This window comes from Kitasatospora sp. NPDC001540 (assembly GCF_042894345.1).
Taxonomy (GTDB): domain Bacteria; phylum Actinomycetota; class Actinomycetes; order Streptomycetales; family Streptomycetaceae; genus Kitasatospora; species Kitasatospora phosalacinea_C.
The window spans coordinates 16,901-32,645 of the sequence record NZ_JBIAVO010000016.1 but is presented as its reverse complement, the minus strand read 5'-3'; the positions used below and the strand labels follow the sequence as shown (position 1 = coordinate 32,645).

The window sequence follows — 15,745 nt, the reverse complement described above, 5'->3', positions numbered from 1 at the left end:
TCGGGGCGGGGGCGTTCACCAGGCGACGGGCAGGGTCTCGACGCCGTAGACGGTCATCTCGTGGCGGAAGCGGATCTCCTCGAAGGGGACGGCCAGGCGCAGTCCGGGCAGGCGGCGCAGCAGGGTGTCGAGGGCGATCTCCAGTTCCAGCCGGGCGAGCGGTTGGCCGAGGCACTGGTGGACGCCGAAGCCGAAGGCGAGGTGCTGGCGGGTGTCGCGGGTGAGGTCGAGGGCGTCGCCGTCGGGGTAGCGGCGGCCGTCGCGGTTGGCGGTGTTGATCTGGCAGACGACGCCCTCGCCGGCCCGGATCAGGACGCCGCCGATCTCGACGTCCTCGGTGGCGACCCGGGTGACGCCGGTCTGCACGATGCTGAGCCAGCGCAGCAGTTCCTCGACGGCGGCGGGGGTGGCTTCGGGGTGGGCGCGCAGGTGGGCGAGCTGGTCGGGGTGCCGGAGCAGGGCGAGGACGGAGAGCGCGGTCATGTTGGCGGTGGTCTCGTGCCCGGCGATCAGCAGCAGGCGGCCCATGGCGCCGATGTCCTCGGTGGGGAGTTCGCCGCGGGCGACCAGGCGGCTGAGGATCGCGTCGTCGGGTTCGGTGCGCTTGCGTTCGGTCAACGCGTCGAGGTAGGCGGTGAGTTCGTCCTGCGCGGCGACGACCTCCTCGATCGGGCTGTCGCGGCGCAGCAGGGTGCGGCTGCAGCGCTGGAAGAACGCGTGGTCCTGGTAGGGGACGCCGAGCAGCAGGCAGATGACCAGGGAGGGCAGCGGGAGGGCGAACTCGGCGACCAGGTCGGCGCCGGTGCGGCCGGTGGTCATGGCGTCGAGGAGCTGGTCGGCGGCCTGCTGGACGGCGGGGCGCAGGGCGGCGGTGCGGCGGATGGTGAAGTCGCCGGTGAGCATCCGGCGCAGGCGGTGGTGCTCGGGGTCGTCCATCCGGATGAAGGAGGTCTTCCCGGCGCCGAGGTGGCGGGCGGCGGCGCTGAGGAAGGGGAAGCCGGGGCGGGTGGCGTCGGCGCTGAAGCGGGGGTCGGCGAGCAGGGCGCGGGCTTCCTGGTGACGGGTGACCAGCCAGCAGGGGGTGCCGTCCCAGAGGGTGACCCGGGTGACGGGGGTGTCCTCGCGGGCCTGCTGGTAGGCGGGCGGGGGTGCGAAGGGGCAGGTGCCTCGGGGAGCGGGGTGGGTGGTGGGGGCGGCAGTGGCCATGCGGGGTTCCCTTCCCGGCGATCGAGTGCCTCAGAATTGAGTGCCTCGGGCAACTAACTCACCGTCACGCTAACTCGCGTTCCGTGCCCAGGAGAAGGACGCCCGGCCGCCGGGCCGCATTCTGTCCGGATTCCGGTCCCCCGGACGGCCCGGCGTGCCGCCCGGCGCACCACCCGCCACCAGGCGTGGCCATGCCACCGGCCGCCCGCCCGGCCGCCCCCGCACGGTCGAGAACGGGCCACCGGCCGCCGTCGCTCCTCGGGACGACCCCTCCGCCCGGACGGTCGCCGTCGCTCCTCGGGACGGCTCCTCCGCCCGGGCAGCCGCCGTCAGTCCTCGGGGCGGCCCTCCTCGTCCGGGTGGAAGCGGCGGGCCCGGCTCGGATCGGCGGTGGTGGCGTCGCCCTCCTCCTCGTCGAAGGGCCCGACCGGGCGGCCCTCCTCCCGGCCGTCCGGCTCCGCCCCGGGCTGCTCGACCTCGTGCTCCTCCCCCGCGTCCGACTCCTCCCCGGTGCCGCGCTCGGCGTCGTTCCCGAAGCGCCAGCCCTCGCTGCGCCGGCCGTGGCGGACGGTCGGCGGACGGCCCTCCGTCCGGTAGTCGTCGCCCGCGTAGTCGGGGTCGGGCCGGTGCGGCACGCCGCCCGCGCCGCCCTGCGGCAACTCGTCCATCGCGTCCATCTCCTCGCTCCTCTCCTCACGACCCTCCGCCCCCGACCCTCCGTCCCTCCGCCCCGGGTCCTCCGGCCCCGCGCGTGCCCGGGGTGCGGCGGCTCACACCGGACGGGGGCGGCTTTACCCGGGCTTTGCCCGTCGCCTAGACTCGCCGGAGCGAAGGGGAGTAGTCCCGAAACACCACCGGTCGACACACTGGACGGTCACCCGTCCCGGCCCGTGGGTCGCCGCAGGCCACTGCCGCGACGGACGAGACCTTCGGCCCGTGCATGGCCCTGCCGCACCCACCGTGCGGCAGGTCTCGTCGCGCCGGGCCGAGAGGTTCGCCCGTCGCCCGCCCGGTGCCGTTCGAGCCCCGCGGCCCGGCCCCTGCAGAAAGCGCTCCGATGTCCTTCGACCCCCTGGCGATGCTCACCGCCTTCGGGCTGATCTTCCTCGCCGAACTCCCCGACAAGACCATGTTCGCCTCGCTGGCGATGGGCACCCGCATGCGCCCGCTGTACGTGTGGTTCGGCACCTCCGCGGCGTTCGTCGTGCACGTCGCGATCGCGGTCGGCGCGGGCAGCCTACTGGGCCTGCTGCCCGGGCTCGCGGTCAAGCTGGTCTCCGCCGCGCTGTTCGGCTTCGGCGCCTTCGTGCTGCTGCGCTCGGGCGGCGACGAGGACGACGAGGAGGGCGGCCCGCGGACGGTCACCGGCTTCTGGCCGGTGTGGGGCACCGCGTTCACGACGGTGTTCATCGGCGAGTGGGGCGACCTGACCCAGATCACCACCGCCAACCTGGCCGCCACCAACGGCTGGCTGCCCACCGCGATCGGCTCCGCGGCCGCCCTGATGTCGGTCTCCGCGCTGGCCCTGCTGGTCGGCCGCTTCATCGCCAAGCGCGTCCCGCTGCGCACCGTGCAGCGGGTCGGCGGCCTGTGCATGGCCGTGCTGGCCACCTGGACGCTGGTCGAGGCTCTCACCGGCTGACCCCGCACCAGGCTGACCCCGCACCGGCCGACCCGGCCGGTGGCGCGGCCGGAGCCCCGGAAAACCGCTCCGGCCCCGCGCCCGCCCGGTGGGAGACTGCGCCGATGGACACCGCGCACCCACCGCACCCGCCGCACCGATCGTTCGCCGACGCCCGCGCGCTGGCCCCCGTCGTCCGGGAGGTCTTCGGCACCGACCGCCGGATCACCGCCGTCGACCGGCTGACCGGCGGCACCAGGAAGGGCGTCTACCGGGTCGCCCTGGACGACGCCACCAGCGCGGTCGTCTACCTGTGGAGTCCGGACGAGGACTACTGGAGCGGCCTGCTCCCGGACGGCCGCGACGACCCGGCCGACCCGTTCTCGCACGCCTCCGGCCTCGACCTGCTGGAGGGCGCCACCCGCCGCCTGGAGGCCGTCGGCGCCCGCGTCCCGCGCCTGCTGTTCACCGACCGCGGCCGCGGCCTGCACCCGGCCGACCTCGCCGTCGTCGAGGACGTCCGCGGCGGCACCCTGGAGTCCCTACTGGAGCGCGACCCGGCCGCCGGGCGGCACGTCCTGGCCGAACTCGCTCCGGTGCTGCGCCGGATGCACGCCCACCGCGCCCCCGCCTTCGGCCGGGTCGCCTGGATCGACGGCGGCGGCACCCCGACCGGCGACGCCTGCGAACGCGCGTACCGGGACCGGGCCCTGGTCAACCTCGCCACCGCCGTCGCCCGCGACCCGCGCGCCGCCGCGGCCGAGGGCGCGCTGGCCGAGAAGCTGGACGCCCTGTACGCCCGGGTCGAGCCGCGCGCCGAACTCGGCGTGGTCCACGGCGAGCTGGGCCCCGACCACGTCCTGGTCGGGCCGGACGGCGAGCCCGTCCTGATCGACGTCGAGGGCCTGCTGTACGCGGACGCCGAGGTCGAGCACTGCTGGCTGCGGATGCGCTTCGGCCCGCACCACGAGGCGCTGCGCGACCCCGCCCTCGACCCGCGCCGCCTGGCCTTCTACCGGTACGCCATGCACCTGGACCTGGTCGGCGGCCCGCTGCGGATCGCCGCGGGCGACTTCCCCGACCGGCGGTGGATGCTGGAGATCGCCGACCACCACCTGCGCCGGGCCCTGGCGTACCGGGCCTGACGCAGGGTCGGCGACGGGTCAGGAGACGGACACCGCGCTCCAGGCGGCGCCCACCGCCGCGTACTCGGCGGAACCCGCGCCGTACAGGTCGCGGGCGGCGTTGAGCGAGGCGGTGCGGGCGCCCTTGTAGTCGGTGGTGGAGGTCATGTAGACGGTCAGCGCCCGGTACCAGATCGCGGCGACCTTCTGGTTGCCGATGCCGGTGACGGTCGAGCCGTTGCAGGTCGGCGAGTTGTAGGCGACGCCGTTGACGGTCTTGGCGCCGCTGCCCTCGCTGGCCAGGTAGAACCAGTGGTTGCCGACGCCGGAGGAGTAGTGCACGTCCAGCCGGCCGACCGACTTGCTCCAGCAGTCCGCCGAACCGCCGTCCAGCGAGGGCTTGTCGAAGCGGCGCAGCCACGGCGGGGTCGACTGGTCGCTGAACAGGTAGTCGCCCTTGTCGACCGCGTTGTTGGCGTACCACTCGACCATGGTGCCGAAGATGTCGCTGGTCGACTCGTTGAGGCCGCCGGACTCGCCGCTGTAGCGGAGGTTGGCGGTGGCGCTGGTGACGCCGTGGGTCATCTCGTGGCCCATGGTGTCGAGGTCGACCTGCTCGGGGTCGGTGCTGCCGTTGCCGTCGCCGGTCATCATGCAGAAGCAGGCGTCCGACCACTGGGCGTTGTCCCAGTTGGTGCCGACGTGGACGAAGACGGTGGCGCCCTTGCCGTCGTTCTTGATGCCGCTGCGGCCGAAGGTGTTCTTGTAGTAGTCGTACGTCCAGGCGGTGTTGGCGTGGGCGTCGACGGCGGCGGTGGCCCGGTCGGTGGAGAACTTCCGGCCGTCGCCCCACACGTTGTCGGCGTCGGTGTAGAGCGTGCCCGAGGTGGCCTTGACGCTGCTGGCGGAGAGGTTGTGCGCGTCCTTGGTGGTGTGGCCGCGGACGGGGTCGATCAGCGCGTAACTGCCGTCCGCCTGCTGGGTGGTGGAGAGCGTGACGTCGCCGGTGTACTCGGAGTGGCCGGTGCCGGTCGCGGAGTGCTCGGCGTCGTAGCTCTCGATCGCCGCGCCGGTGGTGGCGTCGGTGACCACCACCCGGCCGGTGGGCTGGCCCTGCTTGCCGGTGCCGCTGACGGTGGTGCGCCAGGCGAGGCGGGCGGTGCCGTCGGCGGCCCAGACCACCAGTTCGGGCGCCGAGGTGGCGCCGGATATGCCCGGCGCCTGCCCCAGCGCCTCGGCGGCGCTGCGCTGCGCCGGGACGGCGGGGCGGGTGGTGGGCACCTTGGGGTCGTGACCCTTGGCGCGGGAGGAGTCGGCGAGCCGCCCGCGCGCGTCCTGGTGCACCACCAGGTCGCCGCCGACCACCGGCAGGCCCTGGTAGGTGCGGTCGAAGCGGACGTGCTGGGTGCCGTCCGGGTCGAGCACCACGTCCTTGAGGACGAGGTCCTGGCCCGGGCCGTAGCCGAACAGCGCGGCGTGCCGGGCGACGTTGGCCCGGGCCCGGGCGACGGCGTCGTCCCGGCCGGACGCGGCGGCGGCGCTGCCGGTGGTGACGGAGCTGAGCAGGAGGGCGGCGGTGGCGGCGAGGGCGGCCGTGCCGAGGGCGCGACGGCGCGCGGAGGAGGGGCTCACGCGGGACTCCAGTCGGGTAGCTGAGGGGTAGCCGACCGAGAGCCTGTCCGTGAACAGACAAACACTTCTATTTAACAGAACGGAACGTGACCCTATCGTTGCGTTCCGTCCGGCCCCCGACCCCTCCGCCCCCGCCCCGCCTACCTCACGATCCCCGCCCGGCGCGCGGCCGCCACCCAGCGCGGGAACTCCGACAGCAGGCGGTCGTAGAGCTCCGGGTCCGGGAGGGTGCTGATGTCGTCGACCGCGAAGAAGCCGACGTTGTCGACGCGGCGGCCCGGGAGGGTGCCGAAGTGCTCCAGGACGCCGTAGTCGCCGTGGCCCAGGCCGACGAACTGCCAGAAGACGGGTTCCTCGACGGCGGCGCGCAGTTCGCGTTCGATCTCGGCGTTGCGGTAGACCCCGCCGTCGGAGAAGAACAGCACCAGGGTCGGCGCGTCCGCCGGGTTCGCCCGGACGTGGTCGCGGACCTGGGCGATGACCTTCTGCTCCTCGTTCTGGATGCCGACGGCCTTCATGTCGACCCGCCCGTCGGGCATCGGCGGACGGATCCGGCGGCGCCCGAACAGCGACATCTCACCGACCCGGACGTGCAGGCGCAGCCACTCGGGGAGGTCGGCCAGCCGCAGGTCGGGCAGGCGGGCGGGCTGGGTGGCGAAGGTCCAGGCCTGCATGGTGCCGTCGTCGTCGAGCTGGGCGGCGACGGCGGCCATCCGTTCGACCACGTCGGCGACCACGCCCCGGTGGTAGAGGGTGCTCATCGAGCCGGAGGCGTCCAGCACCAGGACCACCCGGGCGGTGAGCCGCTGGGCGCCGTGCTTGCGCAGGCTGACCGCGACCTGCTGCTTGCGCAGGGTGAGCCGCTTGCGCATGTCGACGGGCAGCGCCCGCTCCTCCGCCGTCTCCACCACGGGCTCCGTCTCCACCACGAACTCCGGCTCCGGCTCCGGCTCCGGCTCCGGGGCGGGCTCGACGAGGGTGAACCCGTGCGCGACGGCGAGACCGGCCAGGCCGTCCGTCCACCCCTGGCCGACCGCGCGGAACTTCCAGCGGCCGTCGCGCCGGTACAGCTCGCCGCAGACCAGCGCGCTCTCCGCGCCCGCCCCGGGGTCGAAGCGGGCCAGCGCGGCCCCGGTGCGGGCGTCGCCGAGCAGCAGCGACAGCCCGGGGACGGCGCCGAGGCCGCTCCCGTCCGCGCTGAGGGCCAGCAGCAGCACCCGCTGGACGCCGGACGGCAGGGCGTCCAGGTCGAGTTCCGTCACGTCGGGCCCGACCGCGGCACCGGGGGCGCGTTCGCCCTCGCGCAGCAGCCGCGGCCCGCCGTCCGCCCCCAGCAGCAGCGCGGCGGTGCGCACCGCGGGGGTGCCGGGCCCGGCGGTCCGGACGAGTTCGGCCCGGACGGCGTCGGCGGCGATCGGCAGGTTGGCGCCCTTGGCGAGTGGAGTCACGGTCACCTCCCCAGTCTGCCCGCTGCGGTGCCGTCCGGACCCTGCCGGCCGGGCCCGCGGGTTACGGTGGGCGGGGGGCGACGAGGAAGCGGGGTGGTCGGATGGGCGCGGTGACCGACTGGCTGGGTGGCCTGTCCGGGCCGGTGGTGTACGCGGTGGTGGGAGCGCTGGTGTTCGCCGAGGACGCGCTGTTCTTCGGTTTCGTGCTCCCGGGTGAGACCGCGGCGGTGCTCGGCGGGGTGTTGGCCCACCAGGGCAGCGTCTCGCTGGGCTGGATGCTGGTGACGGTGGTGGCGGCGGCGGTGCTGGGCGACTCGGTCGGCTACGAGGTGGGGAGCCGGCTCGGCCCGCGGGTGCTGGAGACCAGGTCGATGCGCCGCCACGCGCACCGGATCGGCCGGGCGCAGGAGTTGATCCGGCGTCGGGGCCCGGCGGCGGTGCTGCTGGGCCGGTTCGTGGCCTTCTTCCGCGCCCTGATGCCCGCGCTGGCGGGCGTCTCGCGGATGCCGTACCGCCGTTTCCTGTTCTTCAACGCGCTCGGCGGCCTGCTGTGGGGCGTCGGCTGCGTGCTGCTGGGCTACTTCGCGGGCGCGGCCTACTCGAAGGTGGAGGGCACCGTCGGCCGTTCCGTGGCGGTGGCCGCGGCCGCGGTCCTCGTCCTCGCCCTGCTGGTGCACCACTTCCGCAGCCGCCGCAGGGAGCACCGCGACGAGACCGACCACCGGAACGGGACCGACCACCGGAACGGGGCCCACCGCGCGGACGACTGACGACCCCTACTCCCGGACGGCGAGTTCGGCGACCACGGCGCGGTGGTCGGTGCGCGGCAGGGCGTGCTCGGAGACGTCGACGGCGGTCAGCGCGGCGCCGTGCAGGACGTGGTCGATCTGGATCACCGGCGGGACGCCCCGGAAGTCCGGGTGGTCCTGCGGCCAGGTCGGGAACAGTCCGGCGCCGAGTTCCTCGTGGGTGTCGACCAGGCCGGTGTCGATCAGGTCGCGCATCGGCTTGTGGTCGAGGGTGGCGTTGAAGTCGCCCAGCAGGACGGCGTCGCGGGTGCGCCCGGGCGCGGCGGCGGCCAGCCGGTGCAGGCCCTCGGCCCAGCGGCGGGTGTCGCCGAGCGGGTAGTAGGTGTGCACGGCGACCAGTTGCACCGGGTGGCCGGAGACGTCGACGGTCAGGTTGGGGTACGGCCAGGCGGGGTCGGCGGCGGAGCTGACGGGCAGCCGGGTGTAGAGCGCGGTGTCGCCGTCCGCGGGGCGTTCGCGGTGCGGGAGCAGGTCGCGGATGCCCGCCGCGTCCAGCGCGGCGGCGGCGGAGTCGCTCTGCTCCTCGACGGCGAGCACGTCGATCCGCTGCTCGCGCACCAGGTCGACCAGGGCCTTCGGCGAGATCTGCCCCATGAAGTTGTTGCTGGTCGCCACCCGCAGCCGGGGCGCCCCGGCCGGGACGTCTCCCCCGTCCGGGAGGAACCGGGGCACCAGCCACCACAGCTGCAGCACCACCAGGACGGCCGCGACCGCGCCCAGCCACCTCTCGCGCAGCGCCGCGGCCGCGCCCAGCAGCAGCACGCACAGCAGCGCCGCGTACGGCAGCCCGGACATCGGCAGCGCCCACCAGGTGCCGTCGTCCCACCCGAACAGCCGCACCGCGGCGAGCACGGCCGGGCCCGCCAGCAGCACCCCGCAGCCCACCAGCGCCGCCACCCGCCACCGGCCCCGGCTCCGGCTGCGGCGCCCCGCGGGCGCCCCGTCCTCCGGCGTGCTCTCCGTACCGTCCGTCACGGCGCTCCTCCCAGGGCGTCGGCCGACGGCCATGATCACCCGGCCGCCGTCGGGAAGGACGGACGCCCGCCCGCCGCGGTTCCACCCGCCGCCGGCAGTGCGCGCGGCGCGTGCGGTTCACCCGTCCAGGCGCGGGCCTCGGCGCGCGGGACCCAGGACCCGAGCCGCCCGTCCCGGTCGGCGAGGACCCGCTCCGGCGCGGCGACGGCGAGCGGGCGCAGCTCGGCGGCGGCGTCGTCGTCGAACGGGCCGGTGCCCCGGGTTCCCGTGCCCGCATGGTGCCGGACGGCCCCGACAACCGGTCAGTGCGCGGTCTCGCGGATGTGCGGGACGGCCCGGACCAGGGTGACCACGCCGCCGGCCACCAGGGCGACGGCGAGGAGTTCGGGGACCAGCAGCCAGCCGGTGCGGACCGTCTCGTCGAACAGCACCACCCCGAGCAGCAGGCTGACGGCGGCGTCGCCGATGGTCAGGGCGGGCTGGGAGGCCGCCAGCGGGCCCGCCTGGAGGGCGTTCTCCAGCAGGAGGACGGCGGCGATGCCGGTGAGGGCGAAGCCGTACGTCTGCCAGGTGGTGAGGAAGGCGGGCAGGCCGTGGTCGGAGAGGGTGCCGGTGGCGGACTTGAGCAGGGCCGCGGTGAGCGCGTTGCCGATCGCGGCGGCGGTGCCGAGGGCCGCGGCGCGGAACACCGGGCTGCGGCGGCGGTCGCGGGCGGCCGCGACGCCCAGGGCCATCGCGCCGAGGCAGCCGGTCAGGACGGGGGCCCAGCGGCTCATCGGCGCCTGGTCCTCGGCGCCGGAGGGGGCGGCGCAGCCGAGGAACAGCGCGAGGCCGCCGACCACCGCCGCGACGCCCGCCCATCCGGCGGCGGGCATCCGGCGGTGCAGCAGCGGGGCGGCGATCAGCAGGGCGAACGGCAGTTCCAGGACGAACACCGGCTGCACGAGGGCGAGCGGCCCGAAGGCGAGCGCGAGCGCCTGGAACAGCGCCGCCCCGGCCACCCCGGCGATGCCCGCGACCCACGCCGGGTCGTGGGCCAGCACCAGCAGGAACCGCAGTCCCCCGCCCCGGTCGAGCCGGGCGGCCGCCTTCCGCTGGAAGGCGGTCCCGGCGGCGTTGGAGGCGGCTCCGAGCACCGCGAACACCACAGCGAGCACGTCCATCCGCCATCGGTTCCCCGGCCCCCGAACAGCCGAAACCCCGGGCGGGTCGGAAGGACCCCCGCGCCCCCGCCGGCCCCTCGCGCACGGCGACGGCCCGCCGCGGGCGGGTTGCCTGCGGCGGGCCGGTCGGGGCGGGCCGGTTTACTGCTGGCCGCTCCAGGCGGAGCGGGGCTGGGCCTTGGCGGTGCGCAGGGTGGCCGGGTCGATGTCGACGTCCGCGTAGAAGACGCCGAGGTTGTAGCCGTCGCCCTGGGTGTTGACGGTGACGCTGATGTCGGTGTCGCCGTTGCGCAGGTACGGGGAGACGTCCCAGCGGTTGGCGTCGTAGCCGAAGGTGTTGGGGTAGGCGGGGTTGCGGGGGAAGCGCTGGGCCGGGTCGGCGTTGTCGAGGTTGGAGGTGAAGGCGTCGTCGGCGGGGTGGAGGGCGTCGCTGAAGCGGGTGAGCGGGCCGTTGGTGGACTTCATGTCCATGGTGTCGCCGGTCCACTTGTGGTCGCCGTCGTAGACGACCCAGCCGAGGTGGCCGGTGACGGGGCCGGCGGCGGGGGTCTTGATGCCGCTCAGGGTGCCGGTGAGGGCCGGGCTGTTGGGGAGCTCGGGCTGGAAGCCGTCCCAGACGTGCAGGTGGCGCAGGGGCTCGCACTCGCGCTCGTAGGCGACGACGATCGTCCAGCCGCCCCAGCTGTGCGCCTTGACGACGGAGTCCATGTCGGCGGCCTCGTAGGTGCCGGAGCCGTGGTTGCGGACCTGCTCGGTGATGTCGGCGGAGGCCTGGTAGCTGCTCTCCTCGTTGGTGGTGATGTAGCCGATGGAGGGCTGCTGGTTGGCGACGTTGGTGTACTGGGCGTCGCCGGGGAACTTGAGGTAGATCTCGTCGATCTGGCTCTCGGGCAGGACGGTGTCGCCGATGCCGCGGGTGCCGCCCCAGTAGAGGCGGGCGAACTTGACGGTGGCGTCCTCGGGGATCTGCAGGTCGGCGGAGCTGGAGGAGTAGATCGGGTCGCCGAGCGGGCCGACGTGGCCGGGGCCGTCGATGTTGATGTACTTCATCGGGAAGTTGTTGTTGATCGGGCGGGGCCCGTCGCCGTTGCGGGCCTGCTCGCAGGGGGCCTGGGCGGGGTCGACGGGGGGCTGGGTCTCGTCGCAGGTCATCAGGGTGTTGCCGATGTGGGTGATGCCGCCGTGGAAGTCGCCCTCGAACCGGGTGGTGAACGGCAGCCGGTTCTCGGTGATGGTGGTCGCCGCGGCGATCCGGTCGCGGGACGCGGTGGGACGGCTGTCGGTGGAGTGCGCGGCGGGGACGGCCAGTGCGCTCGCGGCGGCGACGAACGCAGCGGTGGCGGTCAGGGTGCGCCGAGTGGGGCGGGGACGGGACAAGGCGTGATCTCCTCTGACGGATGGTCATCTGCCCTGATGGGAGGGCACGTCCACCTGATCATCCGTCAGACCGTAGATCGGGGCATTGGGCCGAACGACGGCATTCCTGAGCATTCCCTGAGTATTTTCTGAGAATTGCGCCGTTCGGCCCGACGGGCACCGGGCCCGCCGCGCGCTCGGGCCGGAGTGCGCGGCGGGCCGGGTCGGAGGGACGGCCGGGGAGCCGTCGGGGGGTGGCCGTCAGGGGGTGGCCAGGGGGTAGGAGACGACGTTGCTGGGACCGCCGAAGGCAGGGTCGACGGTGCGGCCGGTGCCGTTGATCACCGAGTCGATGCCGCCGGAGCCGTTGAGGAAGACGGTCAGCAGGTCGTGGAACTCCACGCCGGGGGTGGTGGGCGCCTGGAAGGCCATCGAGTTGCGGATGTCGACGCCCTGGTTGAAGTAGGAGTAGCTGCCCATGCCCCAGCCCTCGAAGGCCTTCACCTTCGGGCCGACGGCGAACGCCGGGTAGCCCTTCTGCTGCGCGCTCGCCATCCAGGCGGCCTGGTTGGGCACGTCGTAGGGGTTCTCGTTCTGGAAGAACACCACCCGGCCCTGCTCGCCGTTCCACTGCACCTCGGTCTTCTGGAAGTGCTCGACGGCGAGGCCGGTGGCGGTGACCCGGTCGCCGTTGACGACCAGTCCGGTGTCGCTGCGGGCGCTGTTCCAGTTGCCGCCGCCGGTGCCGTGGTCGGCGCGCCAGATCCAGGCGTCGTCGATCAGGGTGTCGTCGCTGTTGACCTCCAGCGCGGTGTCGGCCGCGCCGTTCAGCGCGCCGCCGACCCGGAAGAACACGTCGGACAGCGCGATCGGGTCGGTCCGGTGCGCGGCCTTGCTGCCGCGGTTGCCGATCTGCACCAGGACCGGCGACTTCCGCTCCCCCGCGTCGACGATCAGGCCGGAGAGGTTGACGCCGTCCACGTCGTCGACCTTGATCGCGGCGTTGCCGCCGGTCGGGACGAGGGTCGCGAAGCCGAGGCCGATCACCTGGGTGCCGGGGCGGGTGACCTTGATCGCCTCGGGCAGCTCGTACACGCCGGGGGTGAACAGCAGGTTGCGGCCCGCCCGGAGCGCGGCGTTGATCTGCGGGACGGTGGCGCCGGGGCGGACCACGAAGAAGTCGTCCAGGGCGAGCGAGCGGCCGGGGGTGGGGCCGTCCTCCCAGGTGGTGCCGCGGGAGTCGCGCTGCGCGGCGGGCACCAGGACCCGGTAGCGACCCTGGTCGTCCAGGTACAGGTAGGGGGCCTCGCGGGTGACCGGGCAGGTGTCGAGGGTGGTGTACGGGGCGGCGCCCTGCTCGGTGGAGAAGGACTGGGCGGGGGCGCCCTCGGTGCCGCAGAACACCTGGTTCCAGACGGCGTTGGTCCAGCCGTCCAGGTTGCTGGTGCGGGTGAAGAACTGCTGCTGGGAGCCGTTGATCACGGTGCCGCCGGTGAACTTGGAGTCGGCGATGAAGCCGCCGCTGGCCCAGGCGGGCGAGCCGGTGCAGTAGTCCATCAGCGTCACGTTGCCGTTCAGCTGGACCCGGCGCAGCGGGGCGGCCTGGGAGACCGCCCAGAAGTCGGTGTTGCCGTAGCAGCCGCTCTGGCCCGCGACGTTGACGGTGAGGTTGCTCAGCGAACGCCAGAAGTTGGTGGTGGCGTAGCACTGCGACTGGTCGCCGCCGACGCACTGGTTGTAGACGTTGACGGAGCCGTTGATCACCACGTCGCCGGGATTGCGGCCGAGGCCCGCGACGCTCTCGTAGAAGCCGACCGGGAAGACCAGCGGGTCGGCGGCGGTGCCGTAGGTGCCGGGTTCGAACAGGACCGCGTAGCGCTGGGGGCCGAACTCGTTGCCGGCCTGGGCCCGGGCGAGGGCGTTCAGGCGGTCCTGGACCTGGGCCTTGGGCATGCTCGGGTCGAGGACGATCACGTTCTCGCCGAGGCTGCCGCCGCCGGGCGGCACGGGGGCCGCGGCGGCCTGGGTGGTGGGGGCGACGAGGGCCGCGACCAGGGCGGTGGCGGCGGCCGCCGCGAGGCCGTAGCGGCGGGACCGGGGAGCTCGGTTCATGGGGGTGCACACCCGTCTGGTGGGATCCGGGGGACGGCGGCCGGGCTCGGGGCGGCGTGCTGACCGCACGTCAGTCGCGGACCCCGACCGCTTACTTCACGCCGAGATTTAACGTATGAGAAAAGTGGGCGTCAAGACCTGTGACAGCTTCCGTCCCGGGCGCCGGGCGCGGAGGCCGGACCCCTGGCGGAGTCCGGCCTCGGTGAAGCCCCTGGTCAGGGCGGGTCGACGCGCGTCAGCACCCGGCGCCGTCCTCCGCCGCGAGGAGGGCGGCCGCCAGTTCGCGCATCTCGACCTTGCGGACCTTGCCGGTGACGGTCATCGGAAACTCCTCGACCACGTGCACGTACCGCGGGATCTTGAAGTGGGCGAGTCGGCCGGCGCAGAACGCGCGCACCGCCTCGGCCGTCAGCGGCGGCGCGCCCTCGCGCATCCGCACCCAGGCCATCAGCTCCTCGCCGTACCGGGCGTCGGGCACCCCGATCACCTGGACGTCGAGCACGTCAGGGTGGGCGTACAGGAACTCCTCGGCCTCGCGCGGGTAGACGTTCTCGCCGCCGCGGATCACCATGTCCTTGATCCGGCCGGTGATCGACAGGTAGCCCTCCGCGTCCATCACCGCCAGGTCGCCGGTGTGCATCCAGCCGTCCCGGTCGACCGCCTCGGCGGTCTTCTCCGGCTCGGCCCAGTAGCCGAGCATCACCGAGTAGCCGCGGGTGCACAGTTCGCCGGGCACGCCGCGCGGCAGGGTGCGGCCGGTCTCCGGGTCGACCACCTTGACCTCCAGGTGCGGGCCGACCCGGCCGACGGTGGAGACCCGGCGCTCCACCGGGTCGTCCACCCGGGTCTGGGTGGAGACCGGGGAGGTCTCCGTCATGCCGTAGCAGATCGACACCTCCGTCATGCCCATCCGCTCCATCACGCCCTTCATCACCTCGGTCGGGCACGGGGCGCCCGCCATGATGCCGGTGCGCAGGCTGGACAGGTCGTACCCGTCGAAGCCCGGGTCGGCCAGCTCGGCGATGAACATGGTCGGCACCCCGTACAGCGAGGTGCAGCGCTCGGCGGCCACCGCGGCGAGGGTGGCGGCGGCGTCGAAGGCCGGGGCGGGGATCACCGTGCAGGCGCCGTGCGAGGTGGCCGCGAGGTTGCCCATCACCATGCCGAAGCAGTGGTAGAACGGCACCGGGAGGCAGATCCGGTCGCGCTCGGTGTAGCCGCACAGCTCGCCGACGAAGTAGCCGTTGTTCAGGATGTTGCGGTGCGAGAGGGTCGCGCCCTTGGGGAAGCCGGTGGTGCCCGAGGTGTACTGGATGTTGATCGGGTCGTCGGGGGTCAACTCCCGCTCGATGGAGGCGAGTTCCGCCCGGTCCCCGGCCCTTCCGGCCGCGGTCAGCTCCGGCCAGTCCGGGCCGTCCAGCAGCACCACGTCCCGCAGTTCGGGGCAGTGGGGGCGCACCTCGGCGATCATCGCCGCGTAGTCGGAGCTCCTGAACCGCTCGGCCGCCACCAGCAGCCGCACGCCCGCCCGGCCCAGCACGTACGCCAACTCGTGCGCGCGGTAGGCCGGGTTGATCGTCACCAGCACCGCGCCGAGCCGGGCGGTGGCGTACTGGGTGAGCGTCCACTCGGCCCGGTTGGGCGCCCAGATGCCGACCCGGTCGCCCCGGCCGACGCCCCGCGCGCGCAGCCCGAGCGCCACCGCGTCCACCTCGGCGGCGAACTCGGCGTACGTCCAGCGGCGGCCGGTGGCGCACTCGACCAGCGCCTCCCGCTCGGGGAAGGCGCGCACCGCCCGGTCGAGGTTGGCGCCGATCGTGTCGTCGAGCAGCGGCGTACCGGTCGGGCCGGAGGAGTGGCTGAGCTGGTCACGGGACAAGGGGGCCTCCTGGGAGCGGTGGTACCGGCGAGTACCCATGCTGCGCACCCGGGGCCGCGCTGACCAGCCCCCTTCCGGGATCCGGCGCGCCGCTCAGTCCGACAGCGTGCGGTCGCCGATCACGTCCAGGTTGCGGAAGGTCGGCGGGCCGTCGCACAGCGCGGCGGCGCGGGCCGCGAACTCGGCGGTCTCGGGGCGCCGCGAGTTCTCCATCGCCACCTCGTACGAGGGGAACTCGACGATGTTCAGGTAGGTGTCGGTGCCGTCGCGGTCCCTGGTCTGCAGGGCGCGCACGGCGAGGCGGTGGCCCTCGTTCCTGGCGACCCACTCGTCCAGCAGCTCGTTGAACTCGTCGATCCGCCCGGTCCGGTACTCGATGATCTGGATGAACCTCACCGGTGGCCTCCTCGGCTCCCGCGG

Annotated in this window: 13 protein-coding genes; 3 read left to right on the top strand and 10 right to left on the bottom strand. The window is 74.0% G+C overall.

What is annotated here, in order from left to right; translation table 11 throughout:
• Positions 1-15: 15 nt before the first annotated feature.
• Together ACFY00_RS19910 and ACFY00_RS19905 are read right to left on the bottom strand one after the other, a co-directional pair.
• Positions 16-1,206, bottom strand: a complete 1,191-nt coding sequence (locus ACFY00_RS19910) for a cytochrome P450 (protein WP_388032811.1) — start codon at positions 1,204-1,206, stop codon at positions 16-18.
• Between the two features lie 329 nt (positions 1,207-1,535).
• The gene (locus tag ACFY00_RS19905) at positions 1,536-1,883 is read right to left on the bottom strand and encodes a hypothetical protein (RefSeq protein ID WP_388032810.1); all 348 of its coding nucleotides are present in this window, start codon (positions 1,881-1,883) and stop codon (positions 1,536-1,538) included.
• A 380-nt stretch (positions 1,884-2,263) separates the two neighbouring features.
• On the opposite strand from ACFY00_RS19905, the gene ACFY00_RS19900 reads away from it, so the two are divergent.
• Both ACFY00_RS19900 and ACFY00_RS19895 read left to right on the top strand, forming a co-directional pair.
• Positions 2,264-2,848: a TMEM165/GDT1 family protein gene (locus tag ACFY00_RS19900; RefSeq protein WP_388032809.1), complete on the top strand. Its 585-nt coding sequence runs from the start codon at positions 2,264-2,266 to the stop codon at positions 2,846-2,848.
• A gap of 104 nt (positions 2,849-2,952) precedes the next feature.
• Positions 2,953-3,972: a phosphotransferase family protein gene (locus ACFY00_RS19895; RefSeq protein ID WP_388032808.1), complete on the top strand. Its 1,020-nt coding sequence runs from the start codon at positions 2,953-2,955 to the stop codon at positions 3,970-3,972.
• 18 nt (positions 3,973-3,990) lie between these two features.
• Here ACFY00_RS19895 and ACFY00_RS19890 read toward each other — a convergent pair whose 3' ends face one another.
• Together ACFY00_RS19890 and ACFY00_RS19885 are read right to left on the bottom strand one after the other, a co-directional pair.
• A complete protein-coding gene (locus ACFY00_RS19890; protein WP_388032807.1) occupies positions 3,991-5,583 on the bottom strand; it encodes a M4 family metallopeptidase in 1,593 nt (530 codons plus the stop codon).
• Between the two features lie 140 nt (positions 5,584-5,723).
• Positions 5,724-7,037: a VWA domain-containing protein gene (locus tag ACFY00_RS19885; protein WP_388032806.1), complete on the bottom strand. Its 1,314-nt coding sequence runs from the start codon at positions 7,035-7,037 to the stop codon at positions 5,724-5,726.
• A gap of 95 nt (positions 7,038-7,132) precedes the next feature.
• Here ACFY00_RS19885 and ACFY00_RS19880 point away from each other — a divergent pair, with 95 nt between their 5' ends.
• Positions 7,133-7,801, top strand: a complete 669-nt coding sequence (locus ACFY00_RS19880; protein ID WP_388032805.1) for a DedA family protein — start codon at positions 7,133-7,135, stop codon at positions 7,799-7,801.
• A 6-nt stretch (positions 7,802-7,807) separates the two neighbouring features.
• On the opposite strand, the gene ACFY00_RS19875 is transcribed toward ACFY00_RS19880, so the two are convergent.
• From ACFY00_RS19875 to ACFY00_RS19850, 6 genes are all read right to left on the bottom strand, one after another.
• Entirely contained in the window at positions 7,808-8,815 is a 1,008-nt protein-coding gene (locus tag ACFY00_RS19875) for an endonuclease/exonuclease/phosphatase family protein (RefSeq protein WP_388032804.1), read from the bottom strand.
• 302 nt (positions 8,816-9,117) lie between these two features.
• Positions 9,118-9,978, bottom strand: a complete 861-nt coding sequence (locus ACFY00_RS19870) for a DMT family transporter (RefSeq protein WP_388032803.1) — start codon at positions 9,976-9,978, stop codon at positions 9,118-9,120.
• Positions 9,979-10,119: 141 nt separating this feature from the next.
• Positions 10,120-11,355: a hypothetical protein gene (locus ACFY00_RS19865; protein WP_388032802.1), complete on the bottom strand. Its 1,236-nt coding sequence runs from the start codon at positions 11,353-11,355 to the stop codon at positions 10,120-10,122.
• A gap of 240 nt (positions 11,356-11,595) precedes the next feature.
• Positions 11,596-13,446, bottom strand: coding sequence for a hypothetical protein (locus tag ACFY00_RS19860; RefSeq protein WP_388032801.1), 1,851 nt, complete (start codon positions 13,444-13,446; stop codon positions 11,596-11,598).
• 235 nt (positions 13,447-13,681) lie between these two features.
• Complete coding sequence (locus ACFY00_RS19855; protein WP_388032800.1) at positions 13,682-15,364, bottom strand: AMP-binding protein; 1,683 nt, start codon at positions 15,362-15,364, stop codon at positions 13,682-13,684.
• Positions 15,365-15,418: 54 nt separating this feature from the next.
• Positions 15,419-15,721 carry a hypothetical protein gene (locus ACFY00_RS19850; RefSeq protein ID WP_388032799.1) on the bottom strand — a complete coding sequence of 101 codons (303 nt, stop codon included), beginning with the start codon at positions 15,719-15,721 and terminating at the stop codon, positions 15,419-15,421.
• Positions 15,722-15,745 lie beyond the last annotated feature (24 nt).

Excerpts from the sequence above, each read along its gene's own strand:
- ACFY00_RS19870 (WP_388032803.1), bottom strand. The coding sequence starts at position 9,978 with ATGGACGTGCTCGCTGTGGTGTTCGCGGTGCTCGGAGCCGCCTCCAAC.
- ACFY00_RS19900 (WP_388032809.1), top strand. The coding sequence starts at position 2,264 with ATGTCCTTCGACCCCCTGGCGATGCTCACCGCCTTCGGGCTGATCTTC.
- ACFY00_RS19860 (WP_388032801.1), bottom strand. The coding sequence starts at position 13,446 with ATGAACCGAGCTCCCCGGTCCCGCCGCTACGGCCTCGCGGCGGCCGCC.
- ACFY00_RS19905 (WP_388032810.1), bottom strand. The coding sequence starts at position 1,883 with ATGGACGCGATGGACGAGTTGCCGCAGGGCGGCGCGGGCGGCGTGCCG.
- ACFY00_RS19855 (WP_388032800.1), bottom strand. The coding sequence starts at position 15,364 with ATGGGTACTCGCCGGTACCACCGCTCCCAGGAGGCCCCCTTGTCCCGT.
- ACFY00_RS19895 (WP_388032808.1), top strand. The coding sequence starts at position 2,953 with ATGGACACCGCGCACCCACCGCACCCGCCGCACCGATCGTTCGCCGAC.
- ACFY00_RS19880 (WP_388032805.1), top strand. The coding sequence starts at position 7,133 with ATGGGCGCGGTGACCGACTGGCTGGGTGGCCTGTCCGGGCCGGTGGTG.
- ACFY00_RS19910 (WP_388032811.1), bottom strand. The coding sequence starts at position 1,206 with ATGGCCACTGCCGCCCCCACCACCCACCCCGCTCCCCGAGGCACCTGC.